Source organism: Streptomyces phaeolivaceus, assembly GCF_009184865.1.
Lineage (GTDB): Bacteria > Actinomycetota > Actinomycetes > Streptomycetales > Streptomycetaceae > Streptomyces > Streptomyces phaeolivaceus.
In genome coordinates, this window is the sequence record NZ_CP045096.1 from 2,467,621 (window position 1) to 2,484,736 (window position 17,116).

The 17,116-nt window shown below is 71.7% G+C and carries 14 protein-coding genes; 9 read left to right on the forward strand and 5 right to left on the reverse strand.

From position 1 onward, the window contains the following. The first annotated feature begins 50 nt into the window (after positions 1 to 50). Complete coding sequence (locus F9278_RS11545; protein WP_226966698.1) at positions 51 to 1,148, forward strand: DMT family transporter; 1,098 nt, start codon at positions 51 to 53, stop codon at positions 1,146 to 1,148. Here the strand turns inward: F9278_RS11545 and F9278_RS11550 are convergent. Further along, positions 1,099 to 4,110 (reverse strand): bifunctional [glutamine synthetase] adenylyltransferase/[glutamine synthetase]-adenylyl-L-tyrosine phosphorylase, encoded by a 3,012-nt coding sequence (locus F9278_RS11550; protein ID WP_152168245.1) that lies wholly within the window; start codon positions 4,108 to 4,110, stop codon positions 1,099 to 1,101. The genes F9278_RS11545 and F9278_RS11550 overlap by 50 nt on opposite strands. A gap of 188 nt (positions 4,111 to 4,298) precedes the next feature. On the opposite strand from F9278_RS11550, the gene F9278_RS11555 reads away from it, so the two are divergent. The 4 genes from F9278_RS11555 (at position 4,299) to F9278_RS11570 (ending at position 6,477) form a co-directional block, all read left to right on the forward strand. Continuing rightward, positions 4,299 to 4,742 (forward strand): hypothetical protein, encoded by a 444-nt coding sequence (locus F9278_RS11555; protein WP_226966699.1) that lies wholly within the window; start codon positions 4,299 to 4,301, stop codon positions 4,740 to 4,742. An 89-nt stretch (positions 4,743 to 4,831) separates the two neighbouring features. Next, the gene (locus tag F9278_RS11560) at positions 4,832 to 5,347 is read left to right on the forward strand and encodes a pyridoxamine 5'-phosphate oxidase family protein (protein ID WP_152168246.1); all 516 of its coding nucleotides are present in this window, start codon (positions 4,832 to 4,834) and stop codon (positions 5,345 to 5,347) included. 46 nt (positions 5,348 to 5,393) lie between these two features. Continuing rightward, a complete protein-coding gene (locus F9278_RS11565; RefSeq protein ID WP_152168247.1) occupies positions 5,394 to 5,837 on the forward strand; it encodes a VOC family protein in 444 nt (147 codons plus the stop codon). A gap of 76 nt (positions 5,838 to 5,913) precedes the next feature. Then, positions 5,914 to 6,477, forward strand: coding sequence for a DUF4291 domain-containing protein (locus F9278_RS11570; RefSeq protein WP_152168248.1), 564 nt, complete (start codon positions 5,914 to 5,916; stop codon positions 6,475 to 6,477). Positions 6,478 to 6,522: 45 nt separating this feature from the next. On the opposite strand, the gene F9278_RS11575 is transcribed toward F9278_RS11570, so the two are convergent. After that, positions 6,523 to 7,023 (reverse strand): hypothetical protein, encoded by a 501-nt coding sequence (locus F9278_RS11575; protein ID WP_152168249.1) that lies wholly within the window; start codon positions 7,021 to 7,023, stop codon positions 6,523 to 6,525. A 115-nt stretch (positions 7,024 to 7,138) separates the two neighbouring features. Further along, a complete protein-coding gene (locus tag F9278_RS11580; RefSeq protein ID WP_152168250.1) occupies positions 7,139 to 8,500 on the reverse strand; it encodes a glutamine synthetase family protein in 1,362 nt (453 codons plus the stop codon). 391 nt (positions 8,501 to 8,891) lie between these two features. Between F9278_RS11580 and F9278_RS11585 the strand changes: the two genes are divergently transcribed. From F9278_RS11585 to F9278_RS11600, 4 genes are all read left to right on the forward strand, one after another. Next, positions 8,892 to 9,557, forward strand: coding sequence for a DUF3105 domain-containing protein (locus F9278_RS11585; protein ID WP_152168251.1), 666 nt, complete (start codon positions 8,892 to 8,894; stop codon positions 9,555 to 9,557). Positions 9,558 to 9,585: 28 nt separating this feature from the next. Further along, a complete protein-coding gene (locus tag F9278_RS11590) occupies positions 9,586 to 10,206 on the forward strand; it encodes a DUF305 domain-containing protein (protein ID WP_152168252.1) in 621 nt (206 codons plus the stop codon). 156 nt (positions 10,207 to 10,362) lie between these two features. Then, a complete protein-coding gene (locus F9278_RS11595; RefSeq protein WP_152168253.1) occupies positions 10,363 to 12,333 on the forward strand; it encodes a S53 family peptidase in 1,971 nt (656 codons plus the stop codon). 101 nt (positions 12,334 to 12,434) lie between these two features. Beyond that, entirely contained in the window at positions 12,435 to 14,189 is a 1,755-nt protein-coding gene (locus tag F9278_RS11600; RefSeq protein WP_152168254.1) for an NAD+ synthase, read from the forward strand. Between the two features lie 168 nt (positions 14,190 to 14,357). Here F9278_RS11600 and F9278_RS11605 read toward each other — a convergent pair whose 3' ends face one another. Further along, positions 14,358 to 15,584 carry an MFS transporter gene (locus tag F9278_RS11605; RefSeq protein ID WP_152168255.1) on the reverse strand — a complete coding sequence of 409 codons (1,227 nt, stop codon included), beginning with the start codon at positions 15,582 to 15,584 and terminating at the stop codon, positions 14,358 to 14,360. A gap of 153 nt (positions 15,585 to 15,737) precedes the next feature. After that, positions 15,738 to 16,787 (reverse strand): endonuclease/exonuclease/phosphatase family protein, encoded by a 1,050-nt coding sequence (locus tag F9278_RS11610; RefSeq protein WP_152168256.1) that lies wholly within the window; start codon positions 16,785 to 16,787, stop codon positions 15,738 to 15,740. Positions 16,788 to 17,116: the final 329 nt, after the last annotated feature.

A 17,116-nucleotide genomic window follows, 5' to 3' on the forward strand; every position in this document is an offset into this window, starting at 1 on the left:
GTACGATCCTTCGCTTGTCCTTATGTGTTCGGGTGCCGGACCGTGGGGTCATGCCTCTCGCGTCCACACTCCGTATGGCCGTCCTCGCCCTGCTCTGGGGTTCCGGCTTCCTCTGGATCAAGCTCGCCCTCAACCACGGCCTTTCCCCGCTCCAGATCACGGTCACGCGGTGTGCGCTGGGCGCGGGGGTGCTGCTGGCCCTCGCCCTGGTCGCCCGCCAGCGGCCGCCGCGCGACCGGCGGGTCTGGGGCCATCTGCTGGTGGCGGCCTTCTTCTGCAACGCCCTGCCGTTCGCGCTCTTCAGCATCGGCGAGCAGACCGTCGACTCGGGCACGGCGGGCGTCCTCAACGCGACGACCCCCCTGTGGGCCCTTCTCCTCGGTCTTCTCCTCGGCACCGACCGCCCCTTCTCCCCCGCCCGCCTCGCCGGTCTGCTGCTCGGCTTCGGCGGGGTGCTGCTGATCTTCGCGCCCTGGCAGCGGGCGGGGCTGATGAGCGGCGGCGCGCTCGCGCTGCTCGGGGCGGCCATGAGCTATGCGGTGGCCTTCGCCTACATGGGCCGCCATCTGACCGGCCGCGACGCCCCGCTCGCCGTCTCCGCCGCGCAGCTGCTCGTGGCCACGGGGTGGGCGGCCCTCGCCCTGCCCGCCGGGGCCACCGACGCGGCCGGGCCCGACCTGACCGCGCTGCTCGCGGTGACCGTCCTGGGGATCTTCGGCACGGGTGTCACCTTCTACCTCAACTACCGCCTGATCGCGGACGAGGGCGCGACGAGCGCGGCCACGGTCGGCTATCTGCTGCCGGTGGTCTCCGTCGCGCTGGGCGCGCTGTTCCTCGACGAACGGGTGGGGCCGCGGGTGATCGCGGGGATGGGGGTGGTGCTGGCGGGGGTGGCGTTGACGCGGGTGCGGCGGGAGCCTGCGGTGCTGAAGGGTGCGTTGTCGGGTGCGGGTGCGTGGGGGCTGGTCGCGCAGTTCCCCGCGCCCCTGAAAAAGCGGGCTGTTTCGGCCCGAAGAGCACGGGGCGCAGCCCCGGCTCTTCAGGGGCGCGGGGAACTGCGCGAGAAGCCCCACGCACCCGCACCCGACAACGCACCCTTCAGCCCCCGTAGAACAGCTCCTCCACCACACCCCGCGCCCGTCGCGTGATCCGGCGGTAGTCGTCGAGCATGTCGCCCACGTGGCCGGGGCCGTAGCCCAGGTAGCGGCCCACGGCGGCCAGTTCGCGGCCGTCGGAGGGGAAGGTGTCGCCCGCGCGGCCCCGGACCAGCATCACGGCGTTGCGGACCCGGGTGGCGAGGACCCAGGCCTCGTCGAGGACGGCCACGTGCTCGGCGCTCACCAGGTCCGCCGCGCGGGCCGCGGCCAGGGCCTCGCGGGTGCGGGTGGTGCGCAGGCCCGACTCGCTCCGGCCGTGCTGGAGTTGGAGGAGCTGGACGGTCCATTCGACATCCGACAGACCGCCTCGGCCGAGCTTGCTGTGCAGGGTCGGGTCGGCGCCGCGCGGCAGCCGCTCCGACTCCATCCGGGCCTTCAGCCGCCGGATCTCACGGACGGCGTCGTCGCCGAGTCCGTTCGCCGGATAGCGCAGCGGATCGATGAGTTCGATGAAGCGGCGGCCCAACTCCTCGTCCCCGGCGACGGGTTCGGCGCGCAGCAGCGCCTGTGACTCCCAACCGAGCGACCAGCGCCGGTAGTAGGCCTCGTACGACTTCAACGTCCTCACGAGGGGCCCGGTCTTGCCCTCGGGGCGGAGGTCGGCGTCGATGAGGAGGGGCGGGTCGGCGCTCGGGAGCTGGAGCAGACGGCGCATCTCGGAGACGACCGCGTTCGCGGCGTAGGCCGCCTCCTGCTCGTCGGCGCCCTCGCGCGGCTCGTGGACGAACAGGACGTCGGCGTCGGAGCCGTAGCCCAGTTCGTGGCCGCCGAAGCGGCCCATGCCGATGACGGCGAAGCGGGTGGGGAGGGTGTCGCCCCAGCGGTCGCGGACCACGGCCCGCAGGGTGCCCGCGAGGGTCGCCGCCGTGAGGTCGGAGACCGCGCCGCCCACGAGGTCGACCAGGGCGCCCTGGTCGGCCGTCGCCGGGGACGCCTCGGTGCCGTAGGAGCCGACGATGTCCATGGCGGCCGTACGGAAGAGTTCGCGGCGGCGGACCCCGCGCGCGGCCGTGACCGCCTGCTGGGCGCCGTCGGCGCGGCCCACGGCGGCGAGGATCTCCTGTTCCAGGTGGGCGCGCGGCCGGGGTTCGAGCCCTCCGGCGCCGCCCGCGACACCGTCCCCGTCACCGAGGAGCGAGACGGCCTCGGGGGCCCGCATCAGGAGGTCGGGGGCGAGGCGGCCGGCGGACAGGACCCGGGCGAGGTTCTCGGCGGCGGCGCCCTCGTCGCGCAACAGCCGCAGATACCAGGGGGTTCGACCCAGCGCGTCCGAGACCTTGCGGAAGTTGAGGAGTCCGGCGTCCGGCTCGGCGGAGTCCGCGAACCAGCCCAACAGGACGGGCAGGAGCGTGCGTTGGATGGCCGCCTTGCGGGAGACGCCGGAGGCCAGGGCCTCCAGGTGGCGCAGGGCGGCGGCCGGGTCGGCGTAGCCGAGGGCGACAAGGCGTTCGCGGGCCGCGTCGGCACTCAACTTGGTCTCACCGGGGGCGAGTTGGGCGACGGCGTCGAGGAGCGGGCGGTAGAAGAGCTTCTCGTGCAGCCGGCGTACGACGGCCGCGTGGCGCCGCCATTCGCGGTTCAGCTCGGCGACCGGTTCGGTGCGCAGGCCGAGCGAACGGCCGATGCGCCGCAGGTCGTTCTCGTCCTCGGGGACGAGGTGGGTGCGGCGCAACCGGTAGAGCTGGATGCGGTGTTCCATCGAGCGCAGGAAGCGGTACGCGGCGTCGAGCTGGGCGGCGTCCGCCCGTCCCACGTATCCGCCGGCGGCCAGCGCGCCGAGCGCGTCCAGCGTGGTCCCGCTGCGCAGGGACGTGTCCCCGCGCCCGTGCACCAGCTGGAGCAGCTGTACGGCGAACTCGACGTCCCTCAACCCGCCCGGCCCGAGCTTGAGTTGACGGTCGATCTCGGCGGCCGGGATGTTCTCGATCACCCGGCGCCGCATACGCTGCACATCGGGGACGAAGTTCTCCCGCTCGGCGGCCTTCCAGACCAGCGGTTCGAGCGCGGCGACATACGCCTCGCCCAGTTCGAGGTCGCCCGCGACCGGGCGGGCCTTCAGCAGCGCCTGGAACTCCCAGGTTTTCGCCCACCGTTGGTAGTACGCGAGATGGCTGCTGAGGGTGCGGACGAGCGGGCCGTTGCGCCCCTCGGGCCGCAGATTGGCGTCGACGGGCCAGATGCTGCCCTCGACGGTCGTCTCGGAACAGATCCGCATCATGTGCGAGGCGAGCCGGGTCGCGGCCCGGATCGCCTTCTGTTCGTCGGCCCCGTCCGCCGTCTCCCCGACGAAGATGACATCGACGTCGGAGACGTAGTTCAGCTCGTGGCCACCGCACTTGCCCATCGCGATCACCGCGAGCCGGCACAGCGCCGCGTCGTCCGGCGCGGCGGCGCGGGCGATCGCGAGCGCGGCGCGCAGCGTGGCGGTGGCGAGGTCGGCCAACTCGGCGGCGGCCTGGGCGACATCGGTCGTCCCGCAGACGTCACGGGCGGCGATGGACAGCAGACAGCGGCGGTAGGCGACCCGTAGCGAGACGGGGTCGACGGCCTCCGCGAGGCCCCGCTCGAACTCCTCGACGCCCGGGTGCAGATCCTGCGGCTCGTACGTCACGAGCGCCTGCCAGTCCTGGGCGTGCCGGGCCAGATGGTCACCGAGCGCGGCGGACGCGCCGAGCACCCCGAGCAGCCGGTCCCGCAGCGGCTTGGCCGCCGTCAAGGTGTCCAGCACCGCCCGCCGTGCCGTACGGTCCGGCTGCGCCTCCAGCAGCCGTACGAGGCCCAGCAGCGCGAGATTCGGGTCGGCGGTCGCCCCCAGCGCGTCCAGCAGCACCGGATCGTCGCGCAGGGCCGACAGTTCCTCGCTCTCCAGCAGCCGTTCGGCGGCGCTGGGGTCGGTGAAACCGTGCCGCAGCAGTCGCGAGAACGTACTGCTCCTGCGCCCCGGCGTCATCATCCAGACCTCCCGTCGGATCGAGCCCGCTCGTCGATCGCCGCAGTCGTCCGCCCACCCGGTCGCCCGACTCCATCGATCAAGGTCGTACGGGCATGAGCCTAACCGGAGTACCCGGCACAGGCGCCGGTCGGCAGCGGGCGGATGCCGCGGCGGGCCGTACGTGCCGTGGCCACGGCTACTCTGCCGAGGTGGCCGAAGAAGAGGGTTGCGCGGGCGGCGAGGGTGGCGGGGACGGCTCGGCACGGCGCCGTTCGTGGGCGGGGGCGGTGTCGTCGGAGGCGGTGGCCTCCACGGTCCTGCTGGAACTGGCCGGTCTCGCGTTGTACGGGGTCGTCGCGCTGGTGGGGTGGCTCCTCGGGTGGCTGCCCGACCCGCACCTCGCCGCGCTCACGGCGGGCATGGCCGCGGTCGGGCCGGCGGCCGAGCTGTACCGCGCGGGGCGCCCGCCGCGCCGGTTCGCCGTCCTCGCGGCCCTGGTGACGCTGGTCGTGGTGAGCCTGCTCGGGGCCGCGGCGACGCACTGGGCCCTTCCCGCGTCGGCCGACCCGGGCATCGCGCTCCTCGTCGGCTATCTGGTCGCGCTGCCGGCCGGTGTGACGGTGCTGGCCCGCCTCCTCGCCCCGGCGGGATGAGTTTCCGGGCCCGGCGGAGTCTGCCCTGTGTGAGGACGTCAGGTCCCCGTGTGACGACACCGGACCCCCGGCGACAGGAAGTGACACCCATGTCGAACACCAGCACCCCGCAGACCCGTCTCGACCCCCGCTACAGCGACCCCTCCGCCGCCGCGATCCCCTGGCCGGAGGCCGAGGCGCGGCTGTCCGCCGCCGAGTTGTTCTGGATCTCGACGGTCCGGCCGGACGGGCGGCCCCATGTGACGCCGTTGCCCGCGGTGTGGTCGGAAGGGGCGCTGCACTTCTGTACGGGGCCGGAGGAGCGGAAGGCGAGGAACCTCGCGGTGAACCCGTGCGTCGTGCTGACGACCGGCACGAACACCTGGGACGAGGGCTACGACCTGGTGGTGGAGGGCGAGGCCGTACGCGTCGCGGACGACGGGCGGCTACGGGAGCTGGCCGCCGCGTGGGAGTCGAAGTACGGCAGTTTCTGGCACTTCGACGTACGGGACGGGTGTTTTCAGCACGGCGCGGGATCGGCTCTCGTCTTCTCGGTGGCGCCCGGCACGGTTTTCGGCTTCGGTAAGGGAGAGCCGTTCAGCCAGACACGATGGCGGTTCGGCTGACGGCCGACGCGACCACTCCCGTCAACGGCGACTTGGAGGACCAGCGATGCAGTACACCCTCGAAGTGATTCCGCTGCCCGTGAGCGACATCGACCGGGCCCGGGACTTCTACCGGGACAAGGTCGGGTTCCATGTCGACATCGACCAGGAGGTCATGCCGGGCATGCGGATCGTCCAGCTGACCCCGCCGGGCTCCGGCTGTTCGATCGCCCTCGGCGACGCCATCTGGGACATGGCCCAGGGCGCCAAGCCCTCCCCCGGCGGGTACCAGGGCCTCCAGCTCTGCGTCGCCGACATCAAGGCCGCCCACGCCGAACTCCGCGAACGCGGCCTCGATGTCTCCGACCCCGTCCAGTACGCCCCCGACGACGGCGCCACCTTCATGTACTTCAAGGACCCGGACGGCAACGGCTGGGCGATCCAGGAGTACCGGCGCCGGGTCACGGAGCCGTTGCACCGGGTACTGGCGGACCTGGCGGAGCGGCAGTAGCCCCCGGGGCCCGCATCACGCCACCCCGCGGGAATTCGCTCGCGGCCCCCGCGCGGCGGCTGGCAGGGTGCCGCGCATGGCTCCCCAGTACGAGATCCGCGCCGACTTCGACGCCCGCACGATCGTGGTCTACCAGGCGTACGCGCCCGCGATCGCCGACGCGGCGCTGCGGGCCGGGCGTTTCGTCGAGCCGTTGTCGTTCCGGCGGATGACGTGGATCAAGCCGTCGTTCCTGTGGCTGATGCACCGCAGCAACTGGGCCCGCAAGTCCGGCCAGGAGCGGGTGCTCGCGGTGCGGATCACCCGCGAGGGCTGGGAGGAGGCGCTGTCCCAGGCCGTGCTGACGACGGCGGACCCGGCGGCCGTGGCCGGGGCCGCCGTCCATGTCCAGTGGGACCCGGAGCGCTCCCCCCGCGGGGCCGCTCTGAACCACTACAGCATCCAGGTCGGCATCGGCCGCGACCTGATCCGGACCTTCACCGACGAGTGGACCGTCGGACTCAAGGACCTCACCCCCCAGGTCCGCAAGGCCGCCGAGCTCCTGCGGTCCGGCCAGGTGACGAAGGCCCAGCGGCTCTTCCCCGCCGAGCGCCTCTACCCGCTGCCCCGGGCGCTGGACGGCCTCCGCGCTCCGCGATGAACCGCCCGCCGCACGCCGGAGGGCGACGGCGGGCGCCGGCATCCGTCAGACGACGCCCGTCGCGGCGTACCGGCAGCCTTCGAGGCGGCGGTACCACCAGGCGTACGGGCGCCACCACCGGCGGACGTGGACGAACGGGTCCGGCAGGGTGCGTTCCAGGTAGCGGATGTCGAGGGAGGCGACCAGGCGGCCGAGTTCGGCGCGGGGCCGTGGGGGCAGGTGGCACAGGACCGTGTCGAGCATGTCGCGGACGTGTCTGATGTCCCTGAGGGCGCAGCCGCGGCACCCGCAGTCGTCGAGGAACGGGTAGCGCGGGCGCGTCCCGGATCCGCCCGCGAAGGCTCGGTAGCGCCGCAGGGCGTAGGCGGTCACGCCGGGGAAGACGTCGTAGTCGGTCGAGAGCGCCTCGTAGCGGTGTACGGCGGCGCTGGTACGGGCCGAGAGTCCGTGGATACGGCTCTCCGGCGGGGTGTCCCGGCTCAGGGGGCGGTCTCCGTCGAGCCGTCGTCGCGCGGCGCGCAGCGCGCCGGGCCGCTTACGCGGCATGGGCCTTTCGTCGGGATGCGTTCATGGAGATCATCATGCCGGTCCCCCACCGGCACGCGGAAGGGGAGTCCCGTAACCGGGACTCCCCTTCGTCATGCGTGTCCGCCGCCGATGCCTACAGCACCGGCAGGTTCTTCCGCAGCTCGAAGGCGGTCACCTCGCTGCGGTACTCCTCCCACTCCTGGCGCTTGTTGCGCAGGAAGAAGTCGAAGACGTGTTCGCCGAGGGTCTCGGCGACCAGGTCGCTGCGTTCCATCAGGGAGAGGGCCTCGCCCAGGTTCTGCGGGAGCGGCTCGATGCCCATCGCGCGGCGCTCCGCGTCGGAGAGGGCCCAGACGTCGTCCTCGGCGCCCGGCGGCAGCTCGTAGCCCTCCTCGATGCCCTTGAGGCCGGCGGCCAGGAGCATGGCGTACGCCAGGTACGGGTTCGCGCCGGAGTCCAGGGAGCGGACCTCGACGCGGGCCGAGCCGGTCTTGCCGGGCTTGTACATGGGAACGCGGACCAGGGCGGAGCGGTTGTTGTGGCCCCAGCAGATGTACGAGGGGGCCTCGCCGCCGGCGCCCGCCGTGCGCTCGGAGCCGCCCCAGATGCGCTTGTAGGAGTTGACCCACTGGTTGGTCACGGCGGCGATCTCGGCCGCGTGCTTCAGCAGGCCCGCGATGAAGGAGCGGCCGACCTTGGAGAGCTGGTACTCCGCGCCGGACTCGTAGAACGCGTTGCGGTCGCCCTCGAAGAGGGAGAGGTGCGTGTGCATGCCGCTGCCGGGGTGCTCGGAGAACGGCTTCGGCATGAAGGTCGCCTGCACGCCCTGCTCCAGCGCCACCTGCTTCATGACCAGCCGGAACGTCATGATGTTGTCGGCGGTGGAGAGCGCGTCGGCGTAGCGGAGGTCGATCTCCTGCTGGCCGGGGGCGCCCTCGTGGTGGGAGAACTCGACCGAGATGCCCATGGACTCCAGCATGGTGATCGCCTGGCGGCGGAAGTCCATGCCGACGTTCTGGGGGGTGTGGTCGAAGTAGCCCGAGTTGTCGGCCGGGGTCGGACGGGAGCCGTCCGTCGGCTTGTCCTTGAGCAGGAAGAACTCGATCTCGGGGTGGGTGTAGAAGGTGAAGCCCAGATCGGAGGCCTTGGCCAGGGCGCGCTTGAGGACGTAGCGCGGGTCGGCGAAGGACGGGGAGCCGTCCGGCATGAGGATGTCGCAGAACATCCGGGCGGTGCCGGGGGCCTCCGCGCGCCAGGGCAGGACCTGGAAGGTCGACGGGTCCGGCTTGGCGATCATGTCGGATTCGTACACCCGGGCGAAGCCCTCGATGGCCGAGCCGTCGAAGCCGATGCCTTCGTCAAACGCCTGTTCCAGCTCGGCGGGGGCCACGGCGACGGACTTCAGGAAGCCCAGCACGTCCGTGAACCACAGGCGTACGAAACGGATGTCGCGCTCCTCCAAGGTACGGAGCACGAACTCCTGCTGCTTGTCCATCTTCCGCTTCCACCCATTCCTTGCTGGTCAGGCCGCCTTGCTCCCGAGCGACGGGAGGCGGTCGGGCACCTGAGCATCCCACCACAACACCATTTCACGCGCGTTGCGCACCTTGATCGGCAAACCGACGTCCAGTCGAACGCCCGGCGTACGGCAGGTGTACCTCCCGCTCCGCGTGAGTACCTCTCGCTGCGCCGCTGAACCGCTCTGCCGCCCATCTTGCCTGCTCGCGCCGTCATGCGTAACGCCATGTCGCTCCCTGGACGGACCTGGGGGCCGCCGGGTGCGGCACGGGAGGCGGGATCCCTCGTTTACGAGAGGGAGCGGATCAAATTACGATCAGTCGATCCGACCGTCCCATCCGAACCATCCCCCACTAAGGACACACCCCATGGCCGCCAAGACCAACAGCAGCGCGGAGCGCAAGGCACGCATCGAGACGATGCGTCGCGCCGAGCGCTCCCGTGAGCGCCGGAACCGGATCCTCACGATCGGCGCCAGCGTGCTGATAGTCGCCGGCCTCGTCGTGGGCGGGACGGTCCTGGTCCGCTCGCAGTCCGACGACAGCGACAGCAGCAGCACGGCGAGCGACTCCAAGGCGAAGGGGAAGTGGGAGACCGGGTCGGACGGCGTCAAGACCTGGAGCACCAAGCTCACCCAGAACCATGTCACCAAGACCGTGGACTACCCGATGGAGCCGCCGGTGGGCGGCGACCACAACCCGGTCTGGCAGAACTGCAACGGTGACGTCTACGACAAGGCGATCAAGAACGAGAACGCCGTGCACTCCCTGGAGCACGGCGCGGTCTGGGTGACGTACAACGGCAAGGCCTCCGAGGCCGACGTCAAGGCGCTCGCGGAGAAGGTCAAGAAGACCCCGTACACGCTGATGAGCCCGGTCGACGACCAGAAGGACCCGATCATGCTCAGCGCCTGGGGCCACCAGCGCACGGTGACGAGCGCGAGCGACGCGAACGTCGACAAGTTCCTGGAGACCTACGTCCAGGGCGAGCAGACGCCCGAGCCGGGTGCCGCGTGCACCAACGGCGTCTCCTGACGACGGCGGCACTGGCACAGTGGGAAGCATGAAGCACATCGGTTGGATCGCCTCCGGCGCCGCGGCGGTACTCGTCGCGGCCGGGGCGATCACGTACGCGGTCGCCGACGGCGACGAGTCCGGGCTGACGGCCCCCGCCGCCGACTCCGCCGACGCGGGGTTCGCCCGGGACATGGCGGTCCATCACCAGCAGGCCGTCGAGATGTCGTACATCGTGCGCGACCGGACGGACGACGAGGAGGTCCGGCGGCTCGCGTACGACATCGCGCAGACGCAGGCCAACCAGCGCGGCATGATGATCGGCTGGCTGGACCTGTGGGGGCTGCCGAAGGTGTCGTCGGCCGAGCCGATGTCCTGGATGGGCATGGGCGAGATGGCCTCCGGCGAGGACGGCTCGCTGATGCCGGGCATGGCCACCAATGCCGAGATGGAGAAGCTCGGCAAGCTCAACGGCAAGCAGGCCGAGATCTTCTTCCTGCAGTTGATGACCGACCACCACAAGGGCGGCATCCACATGGCCGAGGGCTGTGTCTCCAAGTGCGCGGTCGGCGTGGAGAAGAAGCTCGCGCAGGGCATGGTCAACGCCCAGGAGTCGGAGATCTCCCTGATGACGGGGATGCTCAAGGAGCGGGGTGCCGCGCCGCGGTGACCCGGTGATTCCTTTGCGCGCACGGCTCCTTGGGGCTTCCATACGCTTCCATACGCGCGCTTGAGGGGTTCTTGGTCCACCCGTGCCCGCCCCCATTCCCTGGCATGAACGGTTCATCGCGAGAGTTGCGGCAACCGCATTCCAGGGGGTACATCCATGCGAACCAAGAGGTCCGGGCGTGCCGCGCTGCTCGCCGCCGGTGTGCTCGTGCTCGGCATCCCCGCCGCACACGCCTCGACCGTCTCGACCGTCTCGACCGTCTCGACCGACCCGGGCCGGGACACACTCCGGGGCACCAGACCCGCGTGGGCCACGGCGAAGGCCGACGCGGGGGCCACGGCCGACAGTTCCAAGGTCTCCGCGCGCGTCTATCTCGCGGGCCGGGACGCGACGGGGCTCGCGGCGTACGCCGAGGCCGTGTCCGATCCGTCGTCGAAGTCGTACGGGAAGTTCCTGAGCCCGGCGCGGACACAGGCACGCTTCGGGGCGACCTCGGCGCAGGTCACGGCCGTGAGGAAGTGGCTGAAGGGCGCCGGGCTGACCGTCACCGGCACGAACCAGCGGTACATAGCGGTGACCGGTGAAGTCGCCGACGCCGAGCGGGCGTTCGGCACCCAGCTGCACAACTACCGCAAGAGCGGTCACACTTACCGCGCCCCGGCGAAGACGGCCTCCGCGCCCGCCGCCCTGAACGGGGCGGTCCTGACCGTGACAGGCCTGGACACCGCGCCCCACCGGGCCACCCATGACGACCAACTCCCGCCGCCGGACACGGTGTTCCGCAACGCCGGGCCCTTCTCCTCGTACTACGGCTCGACGACCGCGAGCACGCTGCCCGACGCGTACGGCACGAAGATCCCGTACGCGGTCAAGGGGTACACGGGCAAGCAGCTGCGGGCGGCGTACGGGGCGGGAAGCCGTACGGGCAAGGGGGTGCGGGTCGCGATCACGGACGCGTACGCCTCGCCGACGATCGCCTCCGACGCGGCCACGTACGCGCGCAGGCACGGCGACACGGCCTACCGGAGCGGGCAGTTGCGGCAGGTGCTGCCGAAGCAGTACACGGCGACCGAGGAGTGCTCGGCGGCCAGCTGGTACGGCGAGGAGACGCTCGACGTCGAGGCCGTGCACGCGGTCGCGCCGGCCGCGGACATCACCTACGTCGCGGGCGCGTCCTGCCACGACGACGATCTGCTCGACGCGCTCGGGAAGATCGTCGACCGGCGTCTCGCCGACATCGTCTCCAACTCCTGGGGCGACATCGAGGCCAACCAGACCCCGGACCTCGCCGCCGCCTACGACCAGGTGTTCCAGCTGGGCGCGGTCGAGGGCATCGGTTTCTACTTCTCCTCCGGTGACGACGGCGACGAGGTCGCGAACACCGGCACCAAGCAGGTGGACACCCCGGCGAACTCGGCGTGGGTGACGGCGGTCGGCGGTACGTCGCTGGCGGTCGGCAAGGGCGACACGTACCGGTGGGAGACCGGCTGGGGCACGTTGAAGGCCACGCTGTCGGACGACGGCACGAGCTGGACGGACTTCCCGGGCGCCTTCACCTCCGGCGCGGGCGGCGGAACCAGCCGGACCGTGCCGCAGCCCTTCTACCAGCGGGGGCTCGTGCCGAAGGCGCTCGCCACGGCGAACGGGGGCGGGCCGATGCGCACGGTCCCGGACATCTCGGCGATCGCCGACCCGAACACCGGGTTCCTGATCGGGCAGACCCAGACGCTCCCCGAGGGCGGGCAGGGTTACGGCGAGTACCGGATCGGCGGCACCTCGCTCGCCGCGCCGGTCGTCGCCGGTGTGCAGGCACTGGCCCAGGAGGCGCACGGCGGACGTCCGCTGGGGTTCGCCAACCCGGCGATCTACGCCCGGTACGCGGCCTCGGCGCAAGGCTCGTACGGGCCGAAGGTGTTCCACGACGTCACCGACGCCCCGGCGGGCGGCGGTGCCGGGCTCGCGGTGGCCCGCGTGGACTTCGTCAACGGCTACGACAGCGCCGACGGGCTCGCCACCTCCGTACGCACGCTCGGCGCCGACAGCTCGCTGCACGCCGTGCGCGGGTACGACGACGTGACCGGGGTGGGGTCGCCCGCGAAGGGTTACGTGGAGTCGTACCGCCGGTAGGGATCACGCGAGGGGGTGCGGGGCGTGCGGAGCGTGTGGGGCGTGCCAAACGTGGGGCGCCCCACACCCCATTGCGTCGCTCTGACGATTACACTGGGCCCGTGCCTCAACTTCGTCTCGCTTTGAATCAGATCGACTCGACGGTCGGCGACATCGCCGGTAACGCCGAGGCGGTGGTCCGCTGGACCCGGCACTCCGCCGAGCAGGGAGCGCACCTGGTGGCGTTCCCGGAGATGGTGCTGACCGGGTACCCCGTCGAGGACCTGGCGCTGCGCGGGTCCTTCGTGGAGGCATCGCGCGCCGCGCTGAAGGCGCTGGCCGCGCGGCTCGCCGAGGAGGGCCTCGGGGAGCTGCCGGTGGTCCTCGGCTACCTCGACCGCTCCGAGTCGGCCTCGCCGAGGTTCGGCCAGCCGGCGGGCGCCCCGCGCAACGCGGGGGCGGTGCTGCACCGGGGCGAGGTGGCGCTCACCTACGCCAAGCACCACCTCCCCAACTACGGCGTGTTCGACGAGTTCCGCTACTTCGTGCCCGGCGACACCATGCCGGTGGTGCGGCTGCACGGCGTCGACATCGCCCTCGCCATCTGCGAGGACCTCTGGCAGGACGGCGGCCGGGTCCCGGCCGCCCGTTCCGCCGGGGCCGGGCTGCTGCTCTCGATCAACGCCTCGCCGTACGAGCGGGACAAGGACGACACGCGCCTTGAGCTGGTCCGCAAGCGCGCCCAGGAGGCGGGCTGCACGACCGCGTATCTGGCGATGATCGGCGGCCAGGACGAGCTGGTCTTCGACGGCGACTCGATCGTCGTCGACCGGAACGGCGAAGTGGTCGCGCGGGCGCCGCAGTTCGCGGAGGGCTGCGTGGTCCTGGACCTGGACCTCCCGGCGGGCGCCGCCGAACCCGTGACGGGTGTCGTCGACGACGGGCTGCGCGTCGACCGCCTCGTCATCTCCGAGGAGCCGCTGCCCGCGTACGAGCCGGAGCTGACCGGCGGGTACGCGGAGCGCCTCGACGACGACGAGGAGGTGTACTCGGCGCTGGTGGTGGGCCTTCGGGCGTACGCCGCGAAGAACGGCTTCTCGTCCGTGCTGATCGGCCTCTCCGGCGGTATCGACTCCGCCCTCGTCGCGGCGATCGCCTGCGACGCGCTGGGCGCGCGGAACGTGTACGGCGTGTCCATGCCGTCGAAGTACTCCTCGGACCACTCCAAGGGCGACGCGGCGGAGCTGGCGCGCCGCACGGGCCTCAACTTCCGGACCATCCCGATCGCCCCGATGTTCGACGCGTACATGGCGTCGACCGAGCTGACGGGCCTGGCGGAGGAGAACCTCCAGTCGCGGCTGCGCGGCACGCTGCTGATGGCGATCTCCAACCAGGAGGGCCACATCGTGCTGGCCCCCGGCAACAAGTCGGAGCTGGCGGTGGGGTATTCGACGCTGTACGGCGACTCGGTGGGGGCGTACGGCCCCATCAAGGACGTGTACAAGACGTCGATCTTCCGGCTCGCCGAGTGGCGCAACCGGGCGGCGGCCGAGCGGGGCCAGACCCCGCCGATCCCCGAGAACTCCATCTCCAAGCCGCCGAGCGCGGAGCTGCGGCCCGGGCAGGTGGACACGGACTCCCTGCCGGACTATCCGGTGCTGGACGCGATCCTGGAGCTGTACGTCGACCGGGACCAGGGGGCGGACGCGATCGTGGCCGCCGGGTTCGACCGTGAGCTGGTCGTCAAGACGCTGCGGATGGTCGACACGGCCGAGTACAAGCGGCGGCAGTATCCGCCGGGGACGAAGATCTCGCCGAAGGGGTTCGGGAAGGACCGGCGGCTGCCTATCACCAATCGGTGGCGGGAGCGGGCGTAGGCGCCGGGGGGATTTCGCCCCCGCCGCCCCTACCCGTCCCATCCTCAAGGGGCTGTGCCCCTTCGACCCCCCTTCGGCGCCTGATGGCTCGGGGGGGGTCGGTTCGTTGGCGGGTGCGGGTGGGCTGTGGTTGCTCGCGCAGTTCCCCGCGCCCCTTTGGGGCGGGGCTCAGACCCGTACCGTCTCCGACTCCCCCGGTACGTGTGAGGCCACCACACGGCCGCGGTGCGGGATGGGGGTGGGCGTGCGGCGGGTGTCGACCGTGTGGGCGATGGCCGCGACCGTCAGGCCGATCACCGCGAGGCCCGCGCCGACGGTCGCGGGGGCCGTCGCGCCGAAGCCGGCGGAGAGGGCCAGGCCGCCGGTCCAGGCGCCGCCGGCGTTGGCGAGGTTGAAGGCGGCCTGGTTGGCGGAGGAGGCGAGCGAGGGGGCGGTGGCGGCCTTCTCCATGACCATCAGCTGGAGCGGCGAACCCGTGGCGAAGGCGGCGACGCCCAGGAGGAGGACCGCCAGGGCCGCGCTCCACTGGGCGGCCATGAGCACCGGGAAGAGCGCCAGAACCAGGATCAGGGACGCGAGGCCGCCGAAGAGGGTGCCCCGCAGGGAGTGGTCGGCGAGGCGGCCACCGGCCAGGTTGCCGATGGTGGCGCCGACGCCGAACAGGGCGAGCAGCAGGGTCACGCTGGTCTCGGCGTACCCGGCGGAGTCCGTGAGCATCGGCGTGATGTAGCTGTAGGCGGAGAAGAGCGCGCCGAAGCCGGCGACCGTGGTGCCGAGGGCGAGCCAGACGGGGAGCGAGCGCAGGGCGCCCAGTTCACCGCGCAGACCGGCGGAGGAGTGTGTCTCCGTCCGGTCGGCCGGCAGGAGGAGGGCGAGGGAGGCGATGGCGGCGAGGCCGATCGCGCTCACGCCGAGGAAGGTGATCCGCCAGCCGAAGTGCTGGCCCACGAGGGTCGCGGCCGGGACACCGGCGACGTTCGCGATCGTCAGGCCCAGGAACATCAGCGAGACCGAGCGGGCCTTGCGCTCCGGCGCCACGAGGCCGGTCGCGACGACCGCGCCGACACCGAAGAAGGCGCCGTGCGGCAGACCGCTGAGGAAGCGTGCGGCGAGCAGCCAGTGCTCGTCGGGGGCGAGCGCGGACAGCGCGTTGCCGGCGACGAAGAGCACCATCAGTCCGATCAGGACCTTGCGGCGGGGCAGACGGGCCGTGGCGGCGGCGAGCAGCGGGGCGCCGATGACGACACCCAGCGCGTACGCGGAGACGAGGTGGCCGGCGGCGGGGATCGAGATACCGAGGTCGGCCGCGACCTCGGGCAGCAGACCCATGATGACGAACTCGGTCGTACCGATTCCGAAGGCGCCTACGGCGAGTGCGAGCAGGGCCAAGGGCATGGCGGGGAGACCTTTCAAAGGGTGCGGGAGGGCAGGGGGAGGGAAAGGAAGGAATCGAGGTCCGTTCCATCGTACGTTCCATATGTTCATGGACGGAACAAACCCGGCCCGGGACCTGTTCCCCCGGCCCTCTCCCCCGTCCTGCCAGCGCCGTCAGCTCCCCGACGTGTCGATCGTCACCCGGGCCGCCACCGGCAGATGGTCGCTGCCGGTCTCCGGGAGGGTCCACGAGGCCGTCGGCTCCATGCCCCGGACCATGATCTGGTCGATACGGGCCATCGGGAACGCGGCGGGCCAGCTGAAGCCGAAGCCGCTGCCCGCGGCGCCCTGGGTGGAGCGCATCTGGGCGGTGACGGCGTTCAGGGCGCGGTCGTTCATCGTGCCGTTGAGGTCACCGAGGAGGGCGACCTGCTGGATCGGTTCGTCGGCGATGGCCTCGCCGAGGGCGTTGGCGCTCTTGTCGCGCTGCCGGGCGGTGAACCCGGCCTCCAGCTTCACCCGCACCGAGGGCAGATGGGCGACGTACACGGCGACCCGGCCGTCCGGAGTCGCCACCGTCGTACGCATCGCGCGCTCCCAGCCGAGCTTGATGTCGACGGGCTCGGTGTCGCTCATCCGGTACTTGCTCCACATACCGACGGTGCCGACGACCTCGTGGTACGGGTACGTCGCCGCCAGCGCCTTCTCGTACACCGGCACCGCGGTCTCGGTCAGCTCCTCCAGGGCGATCACGTCCGCGCCGGAGGAGGCCACCTCGCGGGCCGTGCCGGACGGATCGGCGTTGTCCGCGTTGACGTTGTGGGTGACGACGGTGAAGTCGCCGCCGGCGCCGGTCTTGCTGGTGACGAGTCCGCCGAAGGTGTTCAGCCAGACGACCGTGGGCACCAGCAGCGCGATCAGCGCGGTCGCCGACCTGCGGACCAGCGCGAGGATCAGCAGCAGCGGGATCGCGACGCCCAGCCAGGGCAGGAACGTCTCGGTCAGACTGCCCAGGTTTCCCACCGCGTTGGGGACCTGCGCGTGCAGCACCATCACCAGGGCGACGAGGACCGCGAGGACGGCGAGGACGATGCCGCGCCGCCAGATCCGCCGGTCCCCTCTCCAGCCGCCGAAGAGACGGCCCACCAGGCGCCGGAGCCGGGTTCGTTCGCGGTCCTGGCCCGTGCCGCCGCCGCCCGTCTCCGTCATGTACGCCTGCGCCATACCGTCGCCTCACTGCCTGCCGTGCACTTCTTCCCCGCGACTAACGACCCTAGGGGATGATCGCCGCGGTTCCCGCCGCCACATCGCGGGCCCATGGCCACGAGGACGAACAACCCGCTGTTCGGAGTTCCGAACCGGCGGACGGAGCCAGACGTTGTGACGAAACGCGCACATCAATTGTCTCTTGCGGAGGGCGTGCGGTGCCCGTACCGCCACCGAAACCGTAGCGATGACGCGAACGCGCGTGCCTGGGCTCGCCCGTTGGGGTTCGGTGGCGGAAGACCTCCTGGAGCGCTGCTCCAGGAGGCGGCCTGAGCCAGGAATCCCCT

Excerpts from the sequence above, each read along its gene's own strand:
- F9278_RS11545 (WP_226966698.1), top strand. The coding sequence starts at position 51 with ATGCCTCTCGCGTCCACACTCCGTATGGCCGTCCTCGCCCTGCTCTGG.
- F9278_RS11550 (WP_152168245.1), bottom strand. The coding sequence starts at position 4,110 with ATGATGACGCCGGGGCGCAGGAGCAGTACGTTCTCGCGACTGCTGCGG.
- F9278_RS11560 (WP_152168246.1), top strand. The coding sequence starts at position 4,832 with ATGTCGAACACCAGCACCCCGCAGACCCGTCTCGACCCCCGCTACAGC.
- F9278_RS11565 (WP_152168247.1), top strand. The coding sequence starts at position 5,394 with ATGCAGTACACCCTCGAAGTGATTCCGCTGCCCGTGAGCGACATCGAC.
- F9278_RS11570 (WP_152168248.1), top strand. The coding sequence starts at position 5,914 with ATGGCTCCCCAGTACGAGATCCGCGCCGACTTCGACGCCCGCACGATC.
- F9278_RS11575 (WP_152168249.1), bottom strand. The coding sequence starts at position 7,023 with ATGCCGCGTAAGCGGCCCGGCGCGCTGCGCGCCGCGCGACGACGGCTC.
- F9278_RS11580 (WP_152168250.1), bottom strand. The coding sequence starts at position 8,500 with ATGGACAAGCAGCAGGAGTTCGTGCTCCGTACCTTGGAGGAGCGCGAC.
- F9278_RS11585 (WP_152168251.1), top strand. The coding sequence starts at position 8,892 with ATGGCCGCCAAGACCAACAGCAGCGCGGAGCGCAAGGCACGCATCGAG.
- F9278_RS11590 (WP_152168252.1), top strand. The coding sequence starts at position 9,586 with ATGAAGCACATCGGTTGGATCGCCTCCGGCGCCGCGGCGGTACTCGTC.
- F9278_RS11595 (WP_152168253.1), top strand. The coding sequence starts at position 10,363 with ATGCGAACCAAGAGGTCCGGGCGTGCCGCGCTGCTCGCCGCCGGTGTG.
- F9278_RS11605 (WP_152168255.1), bottom strand. The coding sequence starts at position 15,584 with ATGCCCTTGGCCCTGCTCGCACTCGCCGTAGGCGCCTTCGGAATCGGT.
- F9278_RS11610 (WP_152168256.1), bottom strand. The coding sequence starts at position 16,787 with ATGGCGCAGGCGTACATGACGGAGACGGGCGGCGGCGGCACGGGCCAG.